Source organism: Pantoea sp. Cy-639 (genome assembly GCF_011752525.1).
Taxonomy (GTDB): Bacteria; Pseudomonadota; Gammaproteobacteria; order Pseudomonadales; family Pseudomonadaceae; genus Aquipseudomonas.
Genome location: NZ_VWXI01000002.1, coordinates 40,704 through 66,900 on the forward strand (window position 1 = coordinate 40,704; position 26,197 = coordinate 66,900).

Annotated in this window: 21 protein-coding genes; 5 read left to right on the forward strand and 16 right to left on the reverse strand. The window is 62.5% G+C overall.

The genetic code is table 11. The features are described from left to right. Positions 1–557: 557 nt before the first annotated feature. The 14 genes from F3J43_RS02470 to flgB form a co-directional block, all read right to left on the reverse strand. Positions 558–3,275: a glycosyltransferase family protein gene (locus F3J43_RS02470; protein ID WP_166883239.1), complete on the reverse strand. Its 2,718-nt coding sequence runs from the start codon at positions 3,273–3,275 to the stop codon at positions 558–560. Positions 3,276–3,352: 77 nt separating this feature from the next. After that, positions 3,353–6,916, reverse strand: a complete 3,564-nt coding sequence (locus F3J43_RS24255) for a glycosyltransferase (RefSeq protein ID WP_166883240.1) — start codon at positions 6,914–6,916, stop codon at positions 3,353–3,355. Positions 6,917–6,990: 74 nt separating this feature from the next. After that, on the reverse strand, positions 6,991–8,559 hold the full coding sequence (locus F3J43_RS02480) for a flagellar hook-associated protein 3 (protein ID WP_166883241.1): 1,569 nt from the start codon (positions 8,557–8,559) through the stop codon (positions 6,991–6,993). 13 nt (positions 8,560–8,572) lie between these two features. Further along, the gene (gene flgK / locus F3J43_RS02485) at positions 8,573–10,618 is read right to left on the reverse strand and encodes a flagellar hook-associated protein FlgK (RefSeq protein ID WP_166883242.1); all 2,046 of its coding nucleotides are present in this window, start codon (positions 10,616–10,618) and stop codon (positions 8,573–8,575) included. Positions 10,619–10,630: 12 nt separating this feature from the next. Next, a complete protein-coding gene (gene flgJ / locus F3J43_RS02490) occupies positions 10,631–11,821 on the reverse strand; it encodes a flagellar assembly peptidoglycan hydrolase FlgJ (RefSeq protein ID WP_166883243.1) in 1,191 nt (396 codons plus the stop codon). Between the two features lie 11 nt (positions 11,822–11,832). Further along, positions 11,833–12,942, reverse strand: a complete 1,110-nt coding sequence (locus F3J43_RS02495) for a flagellar basal body P-ring protein FlgI (RefSeq protein ID WP_166883244.1) — start codon at positions 12,940–12,942, stop codon at positions 11,833–11,835. A gap of 12 nt (positions 12,943–12,954) precedes the next feature. Next, a complete protein-coding gene (gene flgH / locus F3J43_RS02500) occupies positions 12,955–13,650 on the reverse strand; it encodes a flagellar basal body L-ring protein FlgH (RefSeq protein ID WP_166883245.1) in 696 nt (231 codons plus the stop codon). A 77-nt stretch (positions 13,651–13,727) separates the two neighbouring features. Continuing rightward, entirely contained in the window at positions 13,728–14,513 is a 786-nt protein-coding gene (flgG, locus tag F3J43_RS02505) for a flagellar basal-body rod protein FlgG (protein ID WP_166883246.1), read from the reverse strand. A gap of 49 nt (positions 14,514–14,562) precedes the next feature. Further along, a complete protein-coding gene (flgF, locus tag F3J43_RS02510) occupies positions 14,563–15,294 on the reverse strand; it encodes a flagellar basal-body rod protein FlgF (protein ID WP_286184331.1) in 732 nt (243 codons plus the stop codon). 189 nt (positions 15,295–15,483) lie between these two features. Then, positions 15,484–15,669, reverse strand: coding sequence for a hypothetical protein (locus F3J43_RS02515; RefSeq protein ID WP_166883248.1), 186 nt, complete (start codon positions 15,667–15,669; stop codon positions 15,484–15,486). A 72-nt stretch (positions 15,670–15,741) separates the two neighbouring features. Further along, on the reverse strand, positions 15,742–17,100 hold the full coding sequence (gene flgE, locus F3J43_RS02520) for a flagellar hook protein FlgE (RefSeq protein ID WP_166883249.1): 1,359 nt from the start codon (positions 17,098–17,100) through the stop codon (positions 15,742–15,744). Positions 17,101–17,130: 30 nt separating this feature from the next. Further along, entirely contained in the window at positions 17,131–17,832 is a 702-nt protein-coding gene (gene flgD, locus F3J43_RS02525) for a flagellar hook assembly protein FlgD (protein ID WP_166883250.1), read from the reverse strand. A gap of 15 nt (positions 17,833–17,847) precedes the next feature. Then, the gene (gene flgC, locus F3J43_RS02530) at positions 17,848–18,291 is read right to left on the reverse strand and encodes a flagellar basal body rod protein FlgC (RefSeq protein WP_166883251.1); all 444 of its coding nucleotides are present in this window, start codon (positions 18,289–18,291) and stop codon (positions 17,848–17,850) included. A gap of 2 nt (positions 18,292–18,293) precedes the next feature. Next, a complete protein-coding gene (flgB, locus tag F3J43_RS02535) occupies positions 18,294–18,701 on the reverse strand; it encodes a flagellar basal body rod protein FlgB (protein WP_166883252.1) in 408 nt (135 codons plus the stop codon). A gap of 353 nt (positions 18,702–19,054) precedes the next feature. Between flgB and F3J43_RS24260 the strand changes: the two genes are divergently transcribed. Next, entirely contained in the window at positions 19,055–21,649 is a 2,595-nt protein-coding gene (locus F3J43_RS24260) for an autotransporter family protein (protein WP_205297592.1), read from the forward strand. Between the two features lie 85 nt (positions 21,650–21,734). Here F3J43_RS24260 and cheR read toward each other — a convergent pair whose 3' ends face one another. Both cheR and F3J43_RS02550 read right to left on the reverse strand, forming a co-directional pair. Further along, positions 21,735–22,562 carry a protein-glutamate O-methyltransferase CheR gene (gene cheR / locus F3J43_RS02545; protein ID WP_166883254.1) on the reverse strand — a complete coding sequence of 276 codons (828 nt, stop codon included), beginning with the start codon at positions 22,560–22,562 and terminating at the stop codon, positions 21,735–21,737. Positions 22,563–22,613: 51 nt separating this feature from the next. Further along, positions 22,614–23,543, reverse strand: a complete 930-nt coding sequence (locus F3J43_RS02550; protein ID WP_166883255.1) for a chemotaxis protein CheV — start codon at positions 23,541–23,543, stop codon at positions 22,614–22,616. A 174-nt stretch (positions 23,544–23,717) separates the two neighbouring features. Between F3J43_RS02550 and flgA the strand changes: the two genes are divergently transcribed. The 4 genes from flgA to F3J43_RS02570 all read left to right on the forward strand — a co-directional run bounded on the left by flgA (position 23,718) and on the right by F3J43_RS02570 (position 26,185). Next, the gene (gene flgA / locus F3J43_RS02555) at positions 23,718–24,356 is read left to right on the forward strand and encodes a flagellar basal body P-ring formation chaperone FlgA (protein ID WP_286184323.1); all 639 of its coding nucleotides are present in this window, start codon (positions 23,718–23,720) and stop codon (positions 24,354–24,356) included. A gap of 174 nt (positions 24,357–24,530) precedes the next feature. After that, positions 24,531–24,845: a flagellar biosynthesis anti-sigma factor FlgM gene (gene flgM / locus F3J43_RS02560; RefSeq protein WP_166883257.1), complete on the forward strand. Its 315-nt coding sequence runs from the start codon at positions 24,531–24,533 to the stop codon at positions 24,843–24,845. A gap of 48 nt (positions 24,846–24,893) precedes the next feature. Further along, on the forward strand, positions 24,894–25,361 hold the full coding sequence (locus tag F3J43_RS02565) for a flagella synthesis protein FlgN (RefSeq protein WP_166883258.1): 468 nt from the start codon (positions 24,894–24,896) through the stop codon (positions 25,359–25,361). Positions 25,362–25,441: 80 nt separating this feature from the next. After that, entirely contained in the window at positions 25,442–26,185 is a 744-nt protein-coding gene (locus tag F3J43_RS02570; RefSeq protein WP_166883259.1) for a flagellar brake protein, read from the forward strand. The last annotated feature ends 12 nt before the right edge of the window (positions 26,186–26,197 follow it).

Sequence of the window (26,197 nt, forward strand, 5' to 3'; positions counted from 1 at the left end):
CTTTGGCACAGCGAACAGATACAGGGTCAGGCAGTCAGAAATCCAACGCTCACCTCGCTAGCGAGAGGCAAAGCAAGATATCTGCCAATACACAAGATCACCGCTCGCAATCGTGCTCCAAGATCAATAAAACGAATGAGCCCAGCGCTAGGCTGGGCTCTGATAGACAAGAACGCTCAGTGGGTGAAAGACAGGCGCAGTCACATGAGTGAATGTGGTTGCCCATGCGCTGGGCCAGCCATTGCCAGAGAGACCGCAGGAAATGCGCTTCTCGGCAGTTTCAAGCGTAAAGCGCGATGGCGTAGGTGGTTATTGCAAACCATCTGAATGGCATCGCCCCTTCGCTCAAGGCGATAACTAGAAATCCATGGCCCTCGGCAGAAGCAGCGCTGCTTCAACACCAAGACAGATGCATCTGACACCCCGTATCCCAAAGACAGTATCCGGCCATCAATTGCTGCCTATACAGTCAGAACATTCAGGCGGCCTGGGTACCACTCTCATACCCAGGCCGCCTCCACTCGACCAACACAGCCGTGCCGAGCTCTTCCCCACCTTCAGGCCAGCTCGCTCAACCATCGCGGCCCGCTTGCACTTGCCGCTGGCGCAATGCCCAGCGCCCCGTCCACCGCCACACACCGCGCGAACGCCCACGGCGCCTGCGCGACCAATGCCTCGCGCGCGACCTCGGACAACACTGGCACCCCCTGATTGACCAACTGCGCCTGAGGCACCATCAGCACCAGCATGCCCGCCTGGGCGATTCGCAAGCACAGCTCGACGTCCAGCGCCTCGCTCTGACCAAGCCCTCCCAGCGCCTCCAATACGTCCTTGCGGATCATCAAGCCATCGAGTGAAACCGCCTGACAGCCGCGCACCACATCCAGCCCCTGAGCCTCGGCGCGCTCGCCCACGCCAAGCCCAAGCCAACTGGCATGGACCTGCCCACTTTCAAGCAATTCATAGCCCGCATGGCTCACCTGCCCTGCTTCGTCATGCATCTGACAACCAACCAGGCCAACTTCCGGACGCTGGGCCTGATTGAGCAGACTCTCGATCCAGCCCGGACTGGACACCTGACTGCGGTCGCTCATCAGGACCAGGTATTCACCACGCGCCTCGCCAATAGCCTGATTGAGCCTGTCAGCGCGACTCACCGCCGGGCTCGCCAGCATCCTGGCCCGACCGCCCAGGCTCGTCTCCTGGCGCTGCTCACCACGGGTGATCACCAACACTTCGTAACGCGGATAACGGGTACGCTGCTGAATACTGGCCAGACTGGTAGCCAGTTGCTGCATGTCATCCCCCGCCTCAAGCAGAATGCTGACCAGCGGCGTGGTCGGGTGACGGAAATCGATGAGCACACGCCCCTCGTGCCCCTGGTCCACCTGGCCACGATAGCCCAGCTGGCCGAGGTGTCGCCCCAGGGTCGCCAGGGCATCGGGAAGCATCGTCTCGCAGCGATTGCTGCCAATCACCAAAAACTCATCGATGTGGGCCAGACCTGCCAGCCCATTAGCCTCGACCAGTCGGAGCAGAAGGTCGAGATCGAGCGCCTGGCGACAGGTTTCACTGTACCCCCCAAGCGCCAGAACCTCTTCACGACGCAGCAGCCAGTGCGGCGCCATCAGATCCGGACGGCTGCGCAACAGGTCGAAATCCGCCCCCGGCCGCAACACAGCGACCAGGCGCCCCTCACTGTCACGCTGTACATCATTGCCGCACACGGCCTTGAGGCCCTCGGCCTCAGCCAATTCGAGCTGCAGTCGCAGCAGGCCGCTACCGGCCAGCTCATCCCCGGCTTGCATCAGCATCAGCCAATCACAAGACAACTGCTTGAGCGTCTGATTGAGATGCGAGACCACATTGTCGGTGGTGACCTTGACGAAATGCAGGGTATCCCGCGTCGTGGTGATCGCCGGCAGTATGCCGGCCTTGAGCACCACGATACGAAAATCGCGCAGGCCGCTCGCCACTACACTGTCGAAGGTACGCTGCAAGGCAGCATCATCGTCCTCCAGGTCCAGCACCAGCAGTGCGACCTGCGAACCCTTGCCAGCAGCCAGGCGCTTCTGCACACGCTGCCTGGCAGCAGCATCCAGGGTCGCTGCCGCCAGCGCCTGCAGCACATGCCCCGACGCTGTCTGCGCCAGGCGCCCTGGCAACTCGGGAGCCTTCACCTGGCGCAGGCGGTCCAGCCAATGCTGCAGCTCCTCGCGCGCCTCGGCCTCGTCGGCTTCCAACACCTCCAGCAGCAGCTGGCAGACCTGCGGCGAGAACAGGTTTACCGCCAAGGCCTCCCAGTAGCGCGCTCGCAAGGTCTTCCGGTTGTCATTGGCCTGGCGCTGCAGCAGATCACGCTGGCGCACCCAAGCCCCTTCAACAGCGCGCACATGCTCACGCCCCACTGGCCAGGCGTGCAGCAGGAACTCCAGCGCCGATAACTGCCGGAACACCGTGGCGTTGTAATAAGGCAACTCGACATATTGGCGCGGCTCGAAACTACGCTCTGGCTCATGGACGACACTGCTCCACGCAGAGGTGAACAGGAGCGGTGCGGCATCGATGGCTGCCGTGCCCAGCACGAACTGGCGCAGGATGGCGAACCCTTCATCATCGGCGAAGTCACCCGCCTGTTGCTCATCCCACTGGCGCAGGGCACGAATGACTGGAGCCAACGCGTCCGCGTCCCCCGCCTGTCCCCGGCACTCGCTGACTACGAGCACCTGCTCGAGCGTTGGGATCTGCCCTTGGCGCAACAGGGCGAAGGACAGCCCCACCAACCAGTCCTCACCCGCCACCTGCACCGAGGCATCAGCCAGCGCCGCACGCAAGGCGCCCACGCGCAACAGCGCACGCCACGGCTGCAGACCACTCAGAGCATGGGCAAGCACACGCTCGCGCACACCAGGGCCGGACTGACCATGAGCCGCCCCACCAAGACGGTGATAGCCGACCGTGCTGTTGCCTGGGCTCATGCCCAGGGCATAAGCCTGTACACCCTGTGCCTGCGGATTGGCCACCAGCCAGGCCTCAGCCATCCGCAGCGCGTCCGGCAGCATGAAGTCGCTGTCCCTGGCCAGGACCACGAAAGGCGCGTCTATCTGCTCGAGCTCACGCTGCAATGCATCGCGCATCTGCTCGCCGCTCGCACCATCGACCACGATGGCCCTGCAACCGATACCGCCAAGGTAGGTCGTCGCGCGCGCGCGATAGCCCTGTTCCTCGCTGCCGAGCATCACGACACAGGTATCGAGTGGCGACGAAGTGTTCACGGATGTATGTCCAGTCATGGGGTACCCGATACTCAGAATCCAGTGTGGCCTTGGCACCCTTGGGGTACCAAGGCATGTCAGTCAGCCAACCAGGCGTTGGCCCAATGTTGCAGGTGCCGCTCGTTAAGGACATAGTCACGCAGCACCACGTCGCGCAGGGCGTCGCCCTGACGATAGCTGGCATCCGGGTCCGCCAGGTGCATGCGAATCGCATCAAGCCATTCAGCACTGGTATTGCCCAGAACCCGCGTACACGGCAGATAACCGTCGTACGCCTTGGTGTCGGAGCAAATCACCGGGAAGCCGCACGCACCATATTCCAGCAGACGCAGATTGCTCTTGCAGTCGTTGAACAGGTTCTGCTCGAGCGGGGCCAATGCCAGGTCGAGGTTGAGGCTTGCCAGTTTGCGCGGATATTCCGACATCGGGATACCCTGGTGGAATTCCTTGATGTAAGGCCGCAGTGAGTCCGGGCACATGCCGAAAAACACCCAGTCGACCTGACTGGCCAAGGTCTTGATCACCTCCAGCAGCACTTCCAAGTCGCCTCGATGGCTGGTCCCCCCTGCCCACCCCACGCGCGGCCTGGCGGAGGTCTGGCGTTCACTGGAAAGACCGGCCCAGAGCTTCGCGGCCAGCATGTTGGGCACCACCTGGATGTCCTGATGCATGCTCGACAGGGCATCGGCCAGCGGCAGGGTGGACACCACTACACGATCGCACATCGAGATCCCGAGACTGACCGCCTCGCGAATATCGGCCGGCATATTGCGCGAATGATCGTTTCTTTCGGGCACGCCGATGATGTAGTCATCAATCTCGTAGATGTGCCTGGCGCTGGAAGCCCGCACCACCCGTCCGATCTCCTCGACCGAACTCATCCGGCTGCGGTACTGGAACACGATGACATCAGGCTTCTCGCGCTCCAGCTCGATCAGGCCAGGAATCCGATAGTTTTGTCGACCCTGGATCCAGCCAGCATTTTCCAGTTCACGGAACGGCTGGGAAACCCGGTAGTGGCCAACTGCGGAGGAGTTGACCGGCAATGCCAGGACCGACGGCAGCACCCGCTCAAGGAACGGATCCCAGCCCTGACGCAGCCCGGGCTCCAGACTGAAGCTGGTCATGCTCAGACTGAGATTCCGATTGTAGGCGGGGTCACGGGCAAGCTTGGCCAGCCAGCGGTCATGGAAGATCTCGCTGTCGGCACGCTCATCTTGCGCTGGCTCGACGTCGCTCGGCTGACGCGTCAGACGCGCCACCATGGCCGCAGGCGTCATGACCACCAGGTATCCCTGTTCGCCGACTCGCAGGCAGAAATCGGCATCCTGCAGCCCCCCTTGCAACCCTTCCACATCAAAGCCGTCGAGGGCACGCATCACCTCGCGGCGCACCAGCATGCAATCAAGCGACAAGGCACTCCAGTTCTGCGTGCAAGCCAGCCGATGCATGTAGCCATTGGCATCGGCCGGCAGCCCGACGAACGGACTACCCGCCTCGCCATGCAGGCCAAGCACCAGGCCTGCACCGAACACCGTGCCAGAAGCAGTGCACAACTTGGGCCCCACCACGCCGACCTCCGGGCGTTGAGCCTGGGCCATCAGCTCGGCCAGCCAGCCCGACTCGAAGGCCATGCACGCACTGTCGAGCATCAGCAGGTAGTCGCCACGCGCCGCAGCACTCGCCTCATTCAGTCTGCCTACACGGCTAGCGCTATCGACTTCGACCACCCGCAGCTGGTCACTGCCCAGGCTCTGCATGGCTTGCAGCCATTGGCGCAGATCAGTCGGGGCATCCGCCGCAGATACCAGCAGCACTTCGAAATTGGCATAGGCGGTATGTTCGAACAGCGACTCGACACAGCGTCTGGCCGAGCCCAAGTCGTCACCGACACTCACCAGGATCGAAACACTGGCCTGGACCTCATGACGATAGGTCACACGGCACAGCGCCTGGTCGGACGCCCCAACGACCTCTGCGTCGACACCCAGGCGCCGCAGGTGGGCCTGCACCACCCGCGGCGCCTGGGCGACACAACGCGGGTCACTCAACCACTGGGCAAAGTCCCACTGGCAGTGCACCAGCAACTCGTCGACGTGCTCGACAACCTGCAGGCCGCGGCTCTCTGCAAGACGCCAGAACAGGTCATGGGGCGCGAGGATATCGAAGTCCGCATCGAAGCCACCTGCAGCGATCAACGCCTTGCACTCGAAGGCCAGCAAGCGCCCGACATAAGGCAGGCTGCGCATCAGGTCCAGGTTGAAGTCCGGCTTGAAGATCGGCGTGGAAGCTCGCAACGCGTCATGGCTGCCCTCGTCCACATACAGGCATGCCCGGTCGCGCAAGGCCATGCGCTCGCCCATGATTGCCAAGGCATGCGGAACCAGGCGATCCCCGGCCTGCAACAGGAAGATCCAGTCCGCCCCTGCCTGGCCGAGCCGCGCTTGCAAGCGTGCGAAACCATTGCCATCGATAGACAGAGTCTCGACCCCCGGCATATCTGGCACCGACACCGAGGCGGGTGCCAGCACCCAGCATGCAGCCGGTGCATAAGACTGTGCGCCAAGGCTGTCCAGGGTCGTGCGCAGCGCCTGCTCGTCGCCCTCCCCGGCCCAGATCACCGGTACGATACGCGGCCGGGACGGCCAGCGCTCGAAGCGCTTGGGCATCAGCTTGAGCTGGGCCTGCGAGAGACTGCGACACTCCAGCCACTGGGCATAGATTTCCTCGAACGACAGACAGTCGCTGCCCAGTTGCTGATGCACCCGAGCCTCCTGCAGCGCCCGCAGGCCATTCAAGTCGTACTCCTCCCACTGCGCGGACTGGGCATCGTGATAACACGCCAGTGGCACGTAGCGCACCCAGCCCTTGGCCGGCGCGGCCTCACTGGCACGCGCCTCCAACATTGCCTTGATCCAGAGGGTTTCGGTGGGATACGCCAGGGTCATGCCAGCCTGGTGGCTAAGCCGCCCCGGGTGCAGACGCTCCAGGCTAAGGAAGCTTTCCAGGTGCCCAAGGTTGCCGCGACGCATCAAGCACAGATAAAGCGCCATATCGAGGCGGGCGACGAAGCCACCCTCCACCAGAGCCGGCAAGAAAGCCTCCACCAGCTCGCGTCGCATCAGTGCATGACTCAGCCCGCCAAACAGATTGGAGCCCATGGACTCCAATGCCTCGAGCAGGTCGGAGCCCTTGACCACGGCATCCTGAGGGCACATCAGCATGTTGAGCATTCGCGACGGCAGCAGGGTATCGTCCGCCGCGCACAACATGCGCTGGCAGATACTCATGCTGACGTCAGCATGCCGGTTCAGCACGGCCGCCTGCTCACTGACGCAATTGGCGAACAGCAGGTCATCATCGCAAAGAAACTTGATCAGTTGCCCGCGGGCCTGCTCGAGGCACACCAACAGGTTGTGCGCAAAGCCGAGGGTGCGTGGATTACGCAGGTAGCGGATCGGCTTGCCCGTTTGCGCGATCACCTCATCGACGATGCGACGGATGTCATCGCCATTACTGTCGTCACACACCAGGACTTCGAGGCTCGGGTAGTCCTGGCCGACTGCACTAATCAGCGCACTCTGCAGAAAGTCCGGGTTGAATGCAGGAACTGCGATGCTGACGAGAGCCGATTGATTCACGATGGGAGACCTGGAGAAAAGGCCGGCGCACTACCCCGTGGGGGCAGTGCGCGGCCAGTGTAACGAGGGGAGAATCAGATGTAGTTGACCAGTGACAGACCCGCGATCTTGGCGTAGGACTGCAGCGAGGCCTGGAGCATGTTGGTCTGCATCTGCAAGCGCAGCATCACGGTTGCCGGATCGACTTCACGGATCGAGCTCTGGGTCTTGGTATTCTCGGTATCCAGCGCTTCGTTGGTTTCCGATTGGATATCCAGGGCCTGACCACGACCACCGATGGCGCTGATCGACGAGCTGACCTGGCTGGAAGCGCTGTTGATATTGCCGATGGCGGAGTCCAGCGAAGCCAGGAAGTTCTGCCGCGCCACCGGGTCACCGTCTACCGGCGTGCCCAGCGCGGCACGGAACTGGCTGATGGTGTTGAGAATGTTCTGGTTCTGGTGGGTATCCACCTTGACCGCGAACGAATCCCCCGCGTTCGGTGCACCCGACAGATCGAAACGTACGCCCGCAGCAGTGGCAGTGTTGCCCGACAGCGTACCGGTGGATACCGGTCGACTGTTGTCGGTGATCGGCGCCGCGTACAGCTCGAAGTCGGTGGCGCTGGTGAACTTGAGCACTGCGCCACCGCCAGGGAAGGCAGCATTGTAGGCAGCCTGGTCGGTGATGGTAGCGCCGTTGATCTGGGTCGACGAGCTGTTGCCCGGGCTACGGGTACCCGCGATCGAGTCAGGCTTGGAGCTGAGCGAGAAGGTATGCCCGGCGATGGCCGCGTCAGGGTTGGCTTCGTCACCTGGCTTGAGGCTGATCTTCAGGCGCAGGTCGACACCTCGGAAGGAGATCGTGGTGTTGTCGCCTTTCGGATCGAAAGTACCGCCCTGGCTGGCCTCCTGGGTCACATCGTTGCCGCCGGCGTCCAGGATCTTGAACTGGGTGCTGCTGGTGAATTCGATACTGTAGGGCTCACCGCTGCGGAAGCGATCGTTGTAGGTGACGCTGCCGGAAACCTGGCCGTTGGACAGACCGACACGACCATCATCCACGGCCGGCGAGGTCAGACGGGTCTGACTGCGACTGGTGTTCAGGGCCTGTTCGAAGGCGTCGTAGCCGGTCTCGTTGGCCGCCAGGCTGAGCATATCGCCAACCTGCAACTTGAGCTGGGTCTGGTCGCCCTGATAGCTGTAGGTGCCATCGGAGTTCCGCACATAAGGCTGGGTATCACCCTTGGAGCCTGAGAACAGATACTTGCCGTTCTCGTCCTTGCTGTTCATCAGCGAGAACAATTGCTCCTCCAGGGCCGACAGCTCATCGGCATTGGCCTTGCGGTCGGCGTCGGTGAAACCGGCGTTGCCGGAGCCCACCGCCAGTTCGTTGACCCGCTGCAGAATGGTGCCAATGGCATTGAGGGTGCTTTCGCTGCTGCCCAGGGCATTGCGCACGTTGGTGATGTTGCCACTGTACTGCTTGAGCATGTTCTGCTGTTGCTCGAGCTGCAGCAACCGCGCGGCGCCGACCGGATCGTCGGCAGCCGTGCGCACGCGAATCCCGCTACTGGACTCCTCACGGCTCTTGTTCAGGCTGGCGAAGGTGCGCTGGTAGTCGGTGCTGGCGCTGTTATAGAACTGCGAAGTGGAAATACGCACGGTCTACGGCTCCTTAAAGGCTGTTGATCAAGGTGGCGAAGGTTTCCTGGGCCGCCTTGATGATCTGCGACGACGCCGTGTAGTACTGCTGGAACTTGATCAGGTTGCCGGTCTCTTCATCGATCGAAACACCCGACACGCCGTTACGGCTGTTCAGGGCAGACTCTTGCAGGGCGTTGGTGGCATCACCGTCCAGCGAAGCCTGAGCCGTCTTGCCACCGACATTGGAAACCAGCTTGGCATAGGCATCGGTCATGCTGATGCCCTTGCCGTCAGCACCCACTTCGACGGTGGACTTGGTCTGCAGGTCGATCACCGACTGGGCGTTGCGGTTGTCCGCCGAGCCCGAGCCCGTCAGGCCCACAGTGAAGCTGTCACCTGTTTTCGGCGCGCCGGACACCTCCATCTCGAAGGTGAAGGTCTTCTGTGTGGCACCATCCATGATCGGATTGCCACTGCCATCGACCATCGGCACCGACAACTGCAGCTTGTTGGCCTGGCCTGGAACGATAGTGCCGGTGCCAATGGCATTGCCCTTGGCGTCGTACATCGTGTAGCCCTGCGGCGTGGAGCTGCTGTCGCCGAACACCAGCTTCACCGGCGTGGAGTACTTCAGGCCGGTCTGCAGCTCGGAACGCTGCACCGTGTCATAAATGTCCAGTTCGGAGGTCAATTTGGGCTGGGTGATCAGGCCAGTGCCTTTGTTGCCCGGAGCGCTGGTACCGGTCAGTGGCGCGGCAAAAGCCAGGCGCTTGGGATCGGTCAGTGTCGATTCGATACCGGCGGAGGCATTGCGGGTCGGGGTGATCTTGAAGCTGTCGCCGGCACTCGGCGCACCGCCATTGAGCGACAGGGTGAAGCCATCGATGACCGGCGGCGGGGTATCTGTCAGGTCGAAGCTGCCCATGTCGGTACCGTCGGGCAGCTTGCGCACGCTGTAACCTGTGGCGCTGGTGAAGGTCACCTGGTAGTCGCTGGTGGACAGCTTGCCGGTGTCCTTGATGGTGACATCGAGGTTGCCGGAGCCACTGCTGTTGCCCTGGCGCGCGATGCTGCGCTCGCTGATGGCCTTGGCACTGTTGATATCGCCAAACAGCAGCGCGCCGAAATCACCATTCTTGTCGATGCCCTGGGCCAACTGGCTGTTGATCGCGTCGGCCACCACCAGAGCGACCCGTCCCAGCTCGTTGAGAGCCGGGTCGAGGGTTTCGTTGCGATAGCGGATCAGACCACCCAGCTCGCCACCGGTCACGCTGCTGGTGATGTCCATCTTGGTATTGCCGCGATTGAGCACGATGCTCATGCGCGTCGGATCGTTCGGACTCGCTGCGGTCGACAGGGTCTGGGTGGTGTTGCCCAGTACCAGCGACTGGCCATTCTTCAGATTGATGTCGTAGTTGCCATCGCGCTCCACCACATCCACACCGATCAGCTTGTTCAACTCGCGCACAGCGCCATCGCGCTGGTCAAGCAGGTCGTTGGGCTTGCCGGTGATCGCCGTCATCTTGACGATTTGCTGGTTGTACTCGGCAATGGTGGCAGTGAGCTTGTTCACCTGGTCGGTGATGGACGTCATGTTGCTGTTGATGTTGCTGTTCTGCTGGTTCATCTGCGCCGACAAGGCATTGAAGCGCTTGGACAGGGTCTGGGCGCTGGTCAGCAGCAACTGGCGCGATGCGTCTTCGGTCGGCTTGGCCGAGGCATCCTGCATGGCGGTGAAAAAACCTTTCAACGCGGCAGTGATGCCGGTGTCGCTACCGTACAGGGCAGTGTCGAGCGGCTTGACCTGGTTCAGGTACGACGTTGCCTCGCTGGACAGCGAAGTGGTGGTGCGCAACTGGTTCTCGAGGAACGCGTTGTACACCCGGCGCACGTCGGACAGCGTGGTGCCGGTGCCGATGAATACCTGACCGGTCTGCTGACCACCCTTGGTCTTCTGGACGATCTGCTGGCGAGAGTAACTTTCGACATCGGCGTTGGCGATGTTGTTACCCAGGGTGTACATCCCGGACTGGGCGGCGCCCAGGCCCGACATACCGATATTGATCAAACTCGCCATGGTTCCCTGCCCTTAAAGTTGCTGAGTGGTCCCGAGCATCGCGTAGCTCTGTCCGGACTTCATCTGTTTTGCGATCTGCGAGATCTTGCTGGCGTAGTTCGGGTCGGTGGCATAACCGGCCTTCTGCAGCTCTCGCACAAACTGTTCTGGTTTATCGGCCGACCTGACCGCATCTTGATAGCGCGAATTGTTCTGCAACAACGTCACCAGGTCATGGAAGCTGTCCTGGTAACTGTCGTAAGAACGGAACGCCGCCGTTTCCTTGACGAACTGGCCATTACGGAACTCGCTGGTGATCGCCCTCGCCTCGCCGCCCTGCCAACTGCCCGTGGCCTTGATGCCGAACAGGTTGTGGCTGCTGGAACCATCGGCGTTGCGCATGACCGATTTGCCCCAGCCGGTTTCCAGCGCAGCCTGGGCCACCAGGTAGCGCGGATCGATACCGATGCGCTTGGCGGCCTGCTCGGCCATCGGCAGCATGGTGGCGACGAACGCGTCGCTGTCGGCGAAGGCCTTCTTCGGCGCCAGCGGCGGCTGGGCCACGGCACGCCCGAGGATCTGCAGGCTGCCGCGCTGACTGCCGACAGCGAAGGTACGCGCCGGCTGCCATTCACCACCCGGCGGAATATCGCCGCGTCCCGGCAGCGCCGCAGCGTTGCCGGACTGGGCCTGGGTCGCCGACGGCACGATACCGGCCAGCAGGCGATCGGTGAGCTTGCCCGGCAGCGCCAGACGCCGCGAGTTGAGCGCCGCCATGTCGTTGCGCACTGCCGCCACGTCGTCGCCACGCACCGGCACCGCGACTTGCGAAGCCCACAGCGCCGGGGCCTTGCCCTCGATACGCGGGAACGGACTGGTGTTCGGGTGCGGCGCCTTGTTCTTCGACAGCTGGCGCACCAGTACATCCTGCAGGCCGATACCACCACCCTCGCGGGACATGCTCACGGCCAACTGCTGGTCGTACATGTCACGGTACTGCTTTACCGTGTCGCTGTTCATCGGATCGTCTTCGGAGGCCATCACATCGGTGGCCTTGCGCGATGCCTTGAGCATCTCGCTGATGAACAGCGACTCGAACTCCTTGGCCACCTTGCGCACATTGGCGTCGCTGTCGCGATCACCGTACTTGAGCGAGCTCAGGCGATTGAGGTCGGTGTAGGCGCCGCTGTCGGCGCTCGAGGACACCAGGCTCTTCGAATTCATCCGTGCCGTCCTCAGATCACGATCAGGTCGGCTTGCAACGCGCCGGCCTGCTTCAGGGCTTCGAGGATCGCCATCAGGTCGCCTGGCGCTGCGCCGACCTGGTTCACCGCACGCACGATCTCATCCAGCGTGGTACCCGGACCGAACTTGAACATCGGCTTGGCTTCCTGCTGGGCGTTGACCCGCGAGCGCGGCACCACGGCGGTCTGGCCATTGGAGAATGGCCCTGGCTGGCTGACGATCGGGTCTTCGGTGATGGTCACGGTCAGGCTGCCATGGGTGACCGCTGCAGGCGACACCTTGACGTTCTGGCCGATGACGATGGTACCGGTACGCGAATTGATGATGACCTTGGCCACGGCCTGGCCAGGATCGATCTCCAGGTTCTCGAGGATCGACAGGTAGTCGACGCGCTGGCTCGGATCCATCGGCGCGGTGACCCGCACCGAACCGCCATCGACGGCCTGGGCGACACCCGGGCCGAGCAGCTCGTTGACCTTGTCGACGATGCGCTTGGCGGTGGTGAAGTCAGGACGGTTGAGGTTCAGGGTCAGGCTGTTGCCCTGGTTGAAGCCGCTCGGCACCGCCCGCTCGACCGAGGCACCGCCGGGGATGCGGCCGGCCGACGGAACGTTGACGGTGATCTTCGAGCCATCGCGTCCCTCGGCGTCGAAGCCGCCCACCACCAGGTTGCCCTGGGCAATGGCATAGACGTTGCCGTCGATACCCTTGAGCGGGGTCATCAGCAGGCTGCCGCCACGCAGGCTCTTGGAGTTGCCGATCGACGACACGGTGATGTCGACCACCTGCCCCGGCTTGGCGAACGGCGGCAGGTCGGCATGCACCGACACCGCAGCGACGTTCTTCAACTGCACGTTGCCCGACCCTGGCGGCACCTTGATGCCGAACTGCGACAGCATGTTGTTGAAGGTCTGCAGGGTGAACGGCGTCTGGGTGGTCTGGTCGCCCGTGCCATTGAGGCCGACCACCAGGCCGTAGCCGATCAGCTGGTTGGCACGCACACCGGAAATGCTGGCGATATCCTTCAGGCGCTCGGCATGAGCGCCAAACGTGCAGGACAGAAGCAGGGTCGCGGCAATCAACCGCCTAGCGTTGAACATGGTCATCCGTACTCAGAAGGGCCAGAGCGGGCTGATGAAGAAACGGTCCAGCCAACCGGGCTGGCTGGCATCGGCGAACGAGCCGGTACCCGAATAGGTGATGCGCGCGTCGGCCACACGGGTGGACGGCACGGTGTTGTCAGTGGCGATGTCGTCGGCACGAACCAGGCCGGCGATACGCACCAGCTCTTCGCCGGTGTTCAGGGTCATCCACTTCTCGCCGCGCACGGCGATGATGCCGTTGGGCAGCACTTCGGCCACGGTGACCGTGATCGAACCGGTCAAGGTGTTGCCCTGGGTGGCCTTGCTGTCGCCCTTGGTGGCACGGTCGCCGCTGTAGCCGGCATCCAGCGACAGGTCGCCGCTGCCGAACGGATTGTTGGTGTTCGGCGTGCTGCCGAACAGCGAGGTCAGGCCGATGCTGGTCTTGCTGTTCTTCTGCACCTGCGAGCCGGCGTTCTTGCTCGCCGAGGTCCGCTCGTTGAGGGTGATGGTGATGATGTCACCGACCCGGAACGCCTTGCGGTCGGTATACAGGCTCTGCTCGAAGCCAGCCTGGTAGATCGAGCCGTTGTTGGCCGCTGCCGGCAACGGGGTGCGCGGCAATACCGGCGCGTAGTACGGATCGTTGGGCTTGGGCGTCGGCGCGACGCAACCGGCCAACAACACCGCCCCCCCCAGGGCGAATACGGACAACAGACGAATCATGACGCTTACCTCACGGTGTAACAGGCGCTGCAACAGCGAGCGGATGGTCAGTGGCCCGCCAGACGGGCCACCAGGGCTTACAGCTGCTGGGTGACGAACGACAGCATCTTGTCGGCGGCGGAGATGACCTTGGAGTTCATCTCGTAGGCACGCTGGGTGGTGATCATGTTGACCAGTTCTTCCACGGTGCTGACGTTGGAGTTTTCCAGGGTCTGCTGCAGGGTCGGACCGAAGCCGTTCAGGCCTGGGGTACCGATCTGCGGCGCACCGCTGGCGGCGGTCTCGAGGAACAGGTTGCCGCCGATCGCCTGCAGGCCGGCCGGGTTGATGAAGTCGGCGGTCTGGATGTTGCCGATGATCTGCGCGGCCGGGTTGCCCTGGGTGGTGATCGACACGGTGCCGTCCTCGCCGACGGTGAAGCTCTTCGCGTCCGGCGGCACGACGATGGCCGGCTCCAGGGCGAAGCCGCTGGCGGTGACCACCTGGCCATCGGAGTTCAGGTGGAAGGTACCGTCACGGGTATACGACACGGTGCCGTCCGGCTGCAGGATCTGGAAGAAGCCACGACCATTGACCGCCATGTCCAGCGGGTTCTCGGTCGTCTGCAGGCTGCCGGTCTGGAAGTTCTTCTGGGTACCGACGATGCGCACACCGGTACCGACCTGCAGGCCCGAGGGCAGTTCGCTGTCCTGGGTCGACCGGGCACCAGGCTGGCGCTTGATCTGGTACAGCAGGTCCTGGAACTCGGCACGATCACGCTTGAAGCCTGTGGTCGAGACGTTGGCCAGGTTGTTGGAAATGACCGTCAGGTTGGTGTCCTGGGCGGACAGACCGGTCTTAGCGACCCAAAGAGCCGGAAGCATTTAGTGTTCTCCTCGTGCGCCTGTTTTACGGCACCCGTTCAAATGTGATTTAGCCGATCTGCAAAACCCGAGCCATGGCTTGATCGCCTTCCTCGGCCGCTTTCATCATCTTGACGTGCAACTCGAACTGGCGAGACAGCGCCAGCACCGACGTCATTTCCTCGACCGCATTGACATTGCTGCCCTCGAGGAAGCCCGAAACCACCCGCACATTGGCGTCGGCAGGCGCCGGCTGGCCACCCTTGACATGGATGAGCCCGTCGGTGCCCTTGTTCAGGGTCTTGACGTCCGGGTTGACCAGCTTGATCCGGTCGACCTCGGCCATGACCCGTGGGTCTTCGCCCATGGCACGAATGCTGATGGTGCCGTCGTCGCCGACCTCGACCTTCTGCTCCGGCGGAATGGCGATCGGGCCGCTGTTGCCGATGACCGGCATGCCATTGCCGGCACGCAGCACGCCAAGGGCGTCAATGTTCAGGCTACCGGTGCGCACGTAGGCTTCGCTGCCATCCGGCGCCTGCACGGCAATGAAGCCATTGCCGGAAACCGCGACATCCAGATCGCGACCGGTCTCGACCATGGGGCCGGCGCTGAAGTCGGTGGCCGGACGCTCGCTCATGGCGAAGGCGCGCGCCGGAAAGCTGTCACCGAACACCGGCATCGAGCGCGCCTGCTCCAGGTCGCGCTGGAAGCCGTTGGTGGAAACGTTCGCCAGGTTGTTGGCATGAGCCTTTTGCGCCAGCGCGTTCTGGCTGGCGCCGGTCATGGCCACGTAAAGCATCTTGTCCACAGTCATCCTCCGCTGCACTGGCGACCATTTGCCGGTCGCCGTGGCTGTGCAGGCTATAAAGCAAGTTCCGAACCAACTTTTGAAAAGCAGAAAAAAGCCCGTGAATACGGGCTATTGGCCAACCTGGACACTCAGTCGACGCCGGTTATCCGGCGCCAGCTTGCCGCTGGCGGCAAGCCTTTACAGGCCCCGGCAGGCACCGTTGTCGAACGGCCCGGCGAAACGCTTCCAGCCCTCCCCCGGCGACCACTGCGAGCAGACCAGCCGCCCATCGACCTGGCTTTCCCAGCGCCACCAGGGCGCCATGGCGGCCTGCGCCTGCAACAGACAGAACGCGGCGGCGACTGCGACAACCCACTTTTTCATGACCCCGCCCTCCAAGACGACGAACCCCTTTACAGGAAAGGGGTTCGCCAGCAAGCACTCAACCAGCGACCATCAGGTCATCTGGATGATGGTCTGCATGATGGTGCTTTCGGTGGAGATGGTCTTGGCGTTGGCCTGGTAGTAGCTCTGCGCCTTGATCAGCTCTACCAGTTCCTGGGTCAGGTTGACGTTGGACGCCTCCAGCGAGTTGGACTCGACCGAGCCCAAGGTGCCGGTCTTCGGCGCGTCGATACCCGGAATGCCGGAGGAGTAGGTTTCCTTCCAACGAGTACCGCCAATCTGCTGCAGCCCCTGCTCGTTGGCGAAGCTGGCGATCGCCACCTGGCCGATGGCGCGGGATTGCTGGTTGCTGAAGCTGGCGAACATCACGCCCGAGGAGTCGATCGACAGGTTCGACAGAATGCCGGTGGCGTAGCCGTCCTGGGACTGCGACATGCGCGCGGTCTCGGTGTTGTACGAGGTGGTGCTGTTCATCGCCAGGCGCATGCCGTCGGCATTGCCCGCGGCGCCGTTGGAAGCCCAGTTGCCCGAGGAATCCTTGGCAGCCGGGATCCAGCCCTTGAGGGTGAAGGTGTTGTTGGTCACGCTCCAGCTACCCGCCGGCACGGTGGTGTTGTCGGTGGTCATGGTCTTGACGCTGCCGTCGGAGTTGAACTCCATGTTACCCACCAGCGGCGCAGTGCTGGTCGGATCGAGAGGATTGCGACCATCGACCAGGGTGTACATGGTCCACTCGTTCTGACCGGTCTTGCGGTAGTACTGGTCCATGACGTGCTCGTTGCCCTGGCTGTCATAGATCTTGGTCGAGAACGGTTTGGTGTAGGTGGTCGAATCCGTCGGATCGAACGGCTTGTTCGGCACCATCACGGGCGGCGAGCCGCCGTCGCTGACCTGCAGCGGGATATCCTTGGCCGACGAGTCCAGGTTCAGGCCCTGGTCGATCAGGGTAGTGGCCTTCGGCGCCAGTGCCGAGGTGTCGATCTTCAGGTCGGTCAGCACGCCCTTGATGATCTTGCCATTGGCATCGGCGGCATAACCCTGCAGGCGCAGGCCGTCGGAGGTGGTGACAAAGTTGTCCTTGTCGGTACGGAAGGCACCGGCACGGGTGTAGGTCAGCGAGCCGTTGTCGGACAGAACGAAGTAACCCTGACCCTGGATGCCCATGTCCAGCACGTTGCCGGTGTTGTTCACGTCACCCTGGCCGAACTGCTGGGAAACGGCAGCCAGGCGCACGCCGTTGCCGATCTGGTTCTTGCCCACGCCCAGGCGGTTGGCGCCGGCGTAGACGTCACCGAACTCGGCACGAGACGATTTGAAACCAGTGGTGTTGACGTTGGCAATGTTGTTGCCGGTGACGTCCAGTTGCTTGTTGGCTGCGTATAGACCGCTAAGGCCGATATTGAAAGACATGTTTTCGCTCCTTCTGCCGTTCTAGCGGCCTTAGATACCGATGGTTTGTACTTTGGAGATACCGATCTTGCCGATGCCGGCAAGGTTGAGCATCATCTCGCCGCCGTTCTGGAAGCTGACGCTGTTCACCTTCGCCGGCAGCAGGGTGTACATCTCCTTCGCCTTGCCGTCGACGGTAGTGGTGGCAGTGAAGGTGTAGTTGCCCGGATCGACCTTCTCGCCCTTGTCGTTGGTGCCATCCCAGATGAAGTCGGCATTGCCGGCCTTCTGCTCGCCCAGCTGGATGGTCTTGACCACAGTGCCATCCTTGTCCTTGATGGTGACCTTGCCCTCGGTAATTGCCTGCGGCACGACCACCTGGCCAGTGAAGCTCTGGGTGGTGTCGACCACCGCCTTGTCGTTCTGCACGATCACCGAGCGACCGACCAGCGACGAAGCCTGCAACGCCTGGGACGACCCCATGCCGTTGATGATCGAGTTGACCGAACTGTTGAGGGTCTGGATACCTTCGAGGCTGCTGAACTGCGCCAGCTGCGCGACGAACTCGCCGTTATCCTGGGGATCGAGCGGGTTCTGGTGCTGCATCTGGGTGACCAGCAGCTTCAGGAACGCATCCTTGCCCAACGCGTTCTTGTCGGTGGGCTCGGTGGTGGTGTTCTTCTTCGTGCCGGTGCTGACCCCGGACGACGCGAGCACGTCATTGAGGTTCACGCCATTGTTTTCGACTGCCATGGTCCGGATTCCTTATCACTGACCCAGGGTCAGCACTTTCTGCATCATGGTCTTGGCGGTATTCATCAGCTCGGCGTTGGTCTGGAACGCGCGACTGGCAGAGATCATGTCAGCCATCTCCTCGACCACGTTGACGTTGGGGTAGTAGACGTAGCCGTCCTTGTTCGCCGCCGGGTGGTTAGGCTCGTAGCGAGCTTCCAGATTGCTCTGGTCCTCGATGATGCCCTTGACCTGGACACCCTGCCCCGCTTCGCCCTGCTCCTCGAACAGCGACTGGCCGACGCCGGCCTGAGCTTGCTGGAAGGTGGTGGCGAACACCGGGTGACGGGCGCGGTAGGTCTGGTCGATGCTCGACGAGACGGTCTCGGCGTTGGCGATGTTCGAGGCAACGGTGTTCAGACGCGTATTCTGCGCACTCATGCCGCTACCGGCGATATTGAAGACACTGGCAAGGGACATGGTCACTCTCCGCGCAGGGCCGCTACCAGCCCTTTGAATTTACTGTTGAGCAGGGTGAAGCTGGCCTGGAAGCCAACGGCGTTCTCTGCGTAGTTGGACTGCTCCATCTGGGCGTCCACGGTGTTCTGGTCGATCGACGGCTGCATCGGAGTACGATACTTGAGGGTATCGTCCCCCATGGCCAGCCCTTCGGCCTCGATGTGGCGGCTATTGGTGCGATCCAGGGCGATACGCCCCTTCTGCTGCTTGTCGGCCTCGGCGGCGAGCACCGACGAGAAGTCCATGTCCCGCGCCTTGTAGTTGGGGGTGTCGGCGTTGGCAATGTTGTTGGCCAGCACCTCGGCACGCTGAGCGCGGAAGCTCAATGCCTTCTCATGGATACCCAATGCCTTGTCGAAGCTGATGCTCATGTCGAGGAAACCTTCAAAGGTTGACCTGAATTTCGTTGGCAAAGCCATAGCAAGCGCTGTGCCAACCTCGTAACACCCCCATGATTGCTGGCCCGCCACCACCTTCCGGGCGGCTTGCCTGCCAGAAAAGCGGCAAAGTGCTTCCGCCCAACCCGGGCACAGCGGCAATTGCCGGACGGCAAAAGCGGCAAACCAAAAAATTGACGCCAACAAACATGTCAAAGTGACATCACCTGGAGTAGCATCCACCCCCCGCAAAAAGCGTGGCACGACCAGCCCCCGCGCTGTAACGAAGCCTCACGTCACGCATGGATGCGCATCGCCTTCATCACGATCTCCAAGGAACGAAACACGTGCCCGCCCGCCCCTTTCGCAAGACTCTGCTCGCCCTGGCCATCGGCAGCAGCCCGCTGCCCGCAGTAGCACTGCCACAGACCATCGCCCTGACCGACGCCGGCTACAGCAGCCAGCACCAGACCTACGCTGACGACCTGCGCTTCACCGGCAGCCTGAACAACCTCAGCCGCACCGCCATCGACCTGCTCGACGCCAAGGTACTGGGCGATCTGACGCTCGACAGCACAATCAACGAAAACAAGAAGAACACCGTCGACCTGGTCAACAGGACCGATGCCATCCGTATCGCCAGCAGCAACCTCAGCGGCAACCTCTACAACCATGGCAATGTCAGGACCACCAGCCTGGAAGGTGCGGCCCTGCGCATCAGCGCGACCACCCTCGACGGCGACCTGATCAACCAGGGGCTACTCACATCCGGCACCGACTTCTACTTCGACATGAACGAGAAGCCGCGCTACGGCATCGACCTGGCCTCACGCAACGGCGGGCGCACACTCATCCACGGCGACCTGGTCAACGACACCGATGCCAGGATCGCCGCCAACGGCCCGCACTCGCGCGGCATCGACCTTGGCGGCGCCAGCCTGGAAGGCCGGATCATCAACAAAGGCCAGATCAATGCAAGCGGCCCAGGCGCAATCGGCATCAATGCCGGCAGCGGCAGCACGCTTGCCGGCATCGACAACAGCGGCCTGCTCTACGCAGGCGCACAGGAGTCGATCGCCCTCAACCTCGATGGCGCCACCCTGGTCGACAGCCTGGGCCGGCACGTAGTCAACGAAGGGCAGATCACCGCCGGCGACACCGCCATCAAGATCGGCACCGTCGCCTATGACGGCCCTGGCTTGCAACCGCAGTACAAGGCCAACGGCGACCTGAACATCTTCAACAGCGGCAGGATCTGGGCCAGGACAGCCATCGACGCCACCACCAGCAACCGCCCGGTGGAACTGATCATGCGCGAAGGCAGCGAGATCATCGGCAGCCTCGACGGCCTGGCCAACATCGAAGTCGAGGGCAACGCCCGCTACGAGAATTACTTCCTGAACCAGGGCAACAGCGATATCCGCCTGAAGAGCGGCGGCTGGATCGAGGTCGGCGACGCCGAAGAGCCACCGGTCACCTTCAGCATCACCAGCCTGCACACCAGCGTCGACGGCAACCTGCGCATCGCCGACCACTCATCGCTGGGCCTGTACCTGAGCGAAGATACCAACCCGACCCAGGCCGTACTCAAAGTCAGCGGCATCGCCGAATTCGGCCAGAACGCGCGCATCGCCCTGAGCCCGGAAAGCGACGACTACTTGCCCAGCGGCGGGCGCTACCTGCTGCTGGAGGCCGGCCAGGTCCAGGTGCTCGACGCCAGCGGCCAGGCCCTCGATCCCAATGGCAAGCCCAAGGTGGTCAGCACCTCGGCGCTGCTCGACGTGCGCAGCAGCACCCTGGAAAACAATAAGGTCTACGTCGAGGTCAACACCAAGGCGGAGCCGGTCATCGAGCAGATGGTCCAGCAAAATGGTGGCAGCCGTAACGCCCAGAGCGCACTGACCGGCCTGACCCGCTCCGGCCTGCTGGCCCAACTGAGCAAGGACGACCCGCTGTTCCAGGCCGCCTCCCACGCCGACGAGGCACAACTGGCCAAACTGGCCGAGCAGTTGAGCCCGAACGTCAGCGACGGCGCGCGCCAGGCGGCGATTGCCAGCCAGCGCATGATCAGCAACGTCACCCTCAACCGCGCCAGCGGCCTGCGCGGCGGCGCCTCGGGCGGCCCCCTACAGGAAACCGGCGTATGGGTGCAGAGCCTGTACAGCGACGCCAACCAGCAACGCCGGGACGGTATTTCCGGCTACAACGCCTACAGTCGCGGCATCGCCGTCGGCGCCGACGGCAAGCTGGACGACCAGTTGTCCCTGGGCGTGGCCTACAGCTTCGTCAACACCGACATCAACGGCAAAAGCGGCGACCGCACCAAGGTCGAAGGCCATGCCTTCACCCTGTACGGCGGGTATGAGCTGGGCAACTACTTCATTGATGCCAGCCTGGTGTATGGCTTCAACGACAACGAAGGCAAGCGCGACATCCTCGGCACCCAGGCCAAGTCCGACTACGACAGCCAGCAGCTGGGCCTGAACCTGGTCGCCGGCTACAGCTGGCAGGCCACATCACAATGGCTGGTCGAACCACGCCTGGCCGCGCGCTACAACCGGGTCGACATCGACAGTTACCACGAGAAAGGCTCCTCCGCGGCACTGAAGATCGAAGACCAGCGCTATGAAGCCCTCGAACTGGGCACCGGCGTGCGCGTCGCGGGCAACTACGCGCTCGGCGCAGGCACCCTGGAGCCGCAGTTCAAACTCATGGCCTATCACGACTTCAACGCCGACAAGGTACAGAACACCTCGACCTTCCTGGTCGGCGGCACACCGTTCGTGACCCAGGGCGCCAGCGTGGCACGCAACAGCTACGAGGCCGGCCTGGGCGCCGACTACAAGCTGGGCGCTGTAACGGTCGGCCTGAGCTACGACTACTTCGGCAAGTCGGGCTTCGATGCCGACGCATTCTCGGCACGGGCGCGCTACGACTTCTGATCGCGCAATGCGCCACTCGCGCTTCGAGTGGCGTCAGCAACACAAAAAAGGCCGGCATCTTGCGATACCGGCCTTTTTTCGAGCCTCACTTGGCCTGGTAGATGATCCCCGGGCTGCACTGGACCATCTGGTAATGGTCCGGCAGGCCATTGAGCGCCTCCGAGGCCCCCAGGAACAGATAGCCCCCGGGTTTCAGTGTGCTGTGGATACGCAGGAGGATGTCTTTCTTGACCTGGGCCGAGAAGTAGATCAGCACGTTGCGGCAGAACACGATGTCGAACTTGCCCAGCGGCGCGTAGCTGTCGAGCAGGTTGTAGGAGCGGAATTCGACACGACTGCGGATTGGCGACTTGACCGCCCAACGCCCCGGCCCCTTGGTATCGAAGTAGCGCTGCAGACGCTCCTGGGACAGGCCACGGGCAATCGCCAGGCTGTCGTACTCACCGGTCTTGCAGTTATTGAGCATGGCACCGGACAAGTCGGTCGCGACGATCTGCGCCCCCATCTTCAATTGGCCCAGGTTGGTACGCTCGAACTCGTCGATGGACATGGAGATCGAGTACGGCTCCTGTCCCGACGAGCAAGCCGCCGACCAGATGCGCAAGCGCTGCCCCGGATTGTTCTTGATGAACTCCGGAATGACCTTGCTCTTGAGCACCTCGAACGGATAAGTATCGCGGAACCACAGCGTCTCGTTGGTGGTCATGGCATCGACCACCTGCTCGCGCAGGCCACCTCGCGGCTGAGCCTGGATGCGCTGCACCAGTTCCCCCAGCGACTTGATGCCCTGCTGCTCCATCAGCTTGTTGAGACGGCTGGAGACCAGGTACTGCTTATTCTCGCCCAGCAAGATGCCACAGGCTTTCTCCAGGAAGACCCGGAACTGTTCGAAATCCAAATTACCCGTAGACAATGCTGCCGCCTCTTTCTAAATCGCTAGCGCCGGGGACAGGCCCCGGCCGTTTCAGTGCGTCGCCTTGATCCGGTCGACCACGCGCTGGGCGAGATCGTCCGGCTTGAACTTGGCCAGGAAATCATCGGCACCGACTTTCTTGACCATCGCCTGGTTGAACACTCCGGAAAGCGAAGTATGCAGGCAGATGTGCAACTTTTGCATGCGCGGATCGCTGCGAATCTCTGCCGTGAGGGTATAGCCATCCATTTCCGGCATTTCAATATCCGAGATCATCATCAGGAACTCTTCCTCCGGACGCTTGCCCTCGTCCACCAGCTTGCGCAGGTAGTCCAGGGCCTGGCGACCGTCATTGAGCGCCACCACCTCGACACCGACGGTCTGCAGGCAACGGCTGACCTGCTTGCGCGCCACCGACGAATCGTCGACGGTCAGCACCCGCAGCAACACGGCCTTGTCCTGCACCTCGGCGTCGATCACCCCGTCCGATACCGACTCGGACGAAGGCGCCACCTCGGCCAGCACCTTTTCCACGTCGATGATCTCGACCATGCGATTGTCGACCCGGGTGACCGCGGTCAGGTAGTGATCGCGCCCGGTGCCCTTGGGTGGCGGATGGATCTCTTCCCAGTTCATGTTGACGATGCGCTCCACCGAGTGCACCAGGAAGCCCTGGGTCTTGGTGTTGTACTCCGTGATGATCACGAAGCTGCGCCGCGTGTCTTCCTGCAACCCCGGCAGACCGGTCGCCATCGACAGGTCCAGGATCGGGATGGTCGCCCCGCGAATATTGGCCACGCCGCGCACTACTGGATGGGACTTGGGCAGCAGTGTCAGCTCCGGGCACTGCAGCACCTCGCGAACCTTGAACACATTGATGCCATAGAGCTGGTCGCCATTGAGGCGAAACAACAGAAGCTCCAGGCGATTCTGCCCCACCAGTTGCGTGCGCTGGTTGACCGAATCCATCACTCCAGCCATGCCGGACTCCTTCAACGATTGCCTGCGTACCAAGTCGGCACGGGCTTTGCTTTTTTGAGCACCATGTACACGAAAACGACAATTTTCCGACGACTGACGCGCCTGCTGAGCGGCGCGCTCGCCATGCTGTGCCTCCTGGCACCCGGCGCTCGCGCGCTCGCGGATTCGTTTACCTTGCCTGAACAGCTTATCGGTGTCACCCAAGGGTTTCTTGAATTCACGGTCGAGGATTACCTGGCGACCACCCAGACCGAGGGCCGCTACGAGATTCAGGTGAACGCCCTCGACCCGCGCCTGCGCATGCCGTTGTGCAGCCAGCAGCTGGATGCCTCGCTGGAAAGCCCGACACCCTTGGGCCGGGTCACCGTCAGGGTGCGCTGCGACGGCAGCGCCCCGTGGACGGTATTCGTTCCGGCCCAGGTCCGCCTGTTGCGCGACGTCGTGGTAATGACCCGGCCACTCAAGCGCGAGAGCGTGGTCGGTGAAGAGGACGTGGCCCTGCGTCAACGCGATGTCGGCACTCTCGGCCAGGGCTACCTGACCCAGCTGGACCAGGCCGTCGGCATGAAGCTGGTACGCCCTACCGTGCTCGATCAGGTGCTGACCCAACAACATCTGGAGCAAGCCGAGGTGGTGCGCAAGGGCGATAACGTGGTGATCGTCGCCCGCAGCGGCAGCCTGAGCGTGCGCATGCCCGGCGAAGCCCTGGAAAAAGGCGGCCTGCAAGCGCAGATCCGGGTCCGCAACCTCAATTCCAAGCGAGTGGTGAAGGCCCGGGTCACCGGCCCCGGCCAGGTCGAGGTGGCCATGTAAGCCATCGACGACAGACGACGACAGAAAGCTGGCAGTGTTGAACCGCTCCCCCTAAACTGTGTCGGATATCGGGTTGTGCCAGCGTGCTGACAGGCCGCATTGCATACGTGCCTAAAGTTTTTTTCGGACTGGCCGAAAACAGGGCATGCGTCCAAAAACCCAGAGGTTCTGATCATGGTCATCGACTTCAGTCGTTTGAATAATTCTCCGTCCATCACGGGCGGCGTGCGCGGCAATACCGCGTCGGGCAACGCCGACAAGACCGGTGTCGCCAGCGAGGCGCCACAACGCGCCAATGCCAGCGGAGAAGCGGTACACCTCAGCCAAGAGGCCCAGCAGTTGCAGAAGATCAGCGACAAGCTGCGCGACCAGCCGACCGTCAACAGCGCCCGCGTGGCCGAGTTGAAGCAGGCGATCGCAGATGGCAGCTACCAGGTCGATGCCGGCCGGGTCGCCAGTAAACTGCTCGATTTCGAAGCTCAGCGCTAACCTCCAGGCGCGCTGACTTCAAGGACGCAACAAGCCAAAGAGTTAGCCATGCACGACATCACTCTGCTGCAACTGATCGAAGACGACATCGCGCCAACGCAGGAACTGCACGACCTCCTGCAAAAGGAGGCAGTCGCCCTGCACGGCCGCGACATGCATGCCCTGGAGCAGATCCTGGCCCGCAAGCAGTCGCTGATCGTACTGATCGAACAGCAGGGACAGCGGCGCAATCACCTGCTCATCGAGCTCGGCCTGAGCGCCGACCGTGCCGGCGTGCAGGCGGTAGCAGCCCAGTCGCCCAATGGCGAGATCATCCTGCAGCAACTCGACGTGCTCACCCAGCTGATGGACGCCTGCCAGAAGATCAACGAGACCAATGGCCGGATCATCCAGCTGCAGCAACATGCCACGGCCAACCAGATCAGAATCCTCATGGGCGGCGATGCACCGTCGCTCTATGACAGCCGTGGCACCACCTCGCCAATGGCCAGGCCCCAGGCGCTCGGTCAAGTGTGATTAGTTGTATCAAGACACGGAACATACTGGCAAAATGCCGTTACTTGCGTGTGTCGTTTTTGCCTGGAGATTGAAAACCCGTGTTCAATGAATCCGATGCTCCCCAGCCACCGAAGGTGTTGACCACCCCTTTGGAGATCACGGCCAACCTGCGCCAACTGCTGGAGAGCCACGACCCACTGATCATCAGCTTCCATGAACGCAGTCAGCGCTTCCAGAGCTATGTAGTGCATGTGGACCGGGACAGCGGCACCCTGGCGCTGGACGAAATGATCCCCCGCGACGGCGAGAAATACATCGAGAACGGCGAACCGTTCCGTGTCGAAGGCTTCCATGACGGCGTACGCATCGCCTGGGAATGCGGCAGCCCCCTGACCATCGCCGAAATCGACGGCCACCGCTGCTACCGTGGTCCACTGCCCGAGGAAGTCACCTATCACCAGCGCCGCAATGCTTTCCGCGCGGCACTGAAGCTGTCGCAACTGGTCGACGTCAACTTCGATGGCACCCACCTCAAGGGCAACGGCGCCCTGCGCGGCAAGCTGCTGGACATCTCTGCCACCGGCTGCAAGCTGCGCTTCGAAGGCAATGTCGAATATCGCCTGCAACTGGGCCAGGTCTACGAACGCTTCAAGGCCGGCACCCCCCTGGGACTGAGCGACACCATGGTCGAACTGCGCCACCTGCACTTCGAAGAGCGCATCAACACCACCTTCGCCGGAGTGCGCTTCCACAACCTCAGCGGCCAGGCCCAACGCAAGATCGAAAGCTTCGTCTATCAACTGCAACGCGAAGCGCGGCGGTTCGACAAGGACGACTACTGAACGACGCCTGTC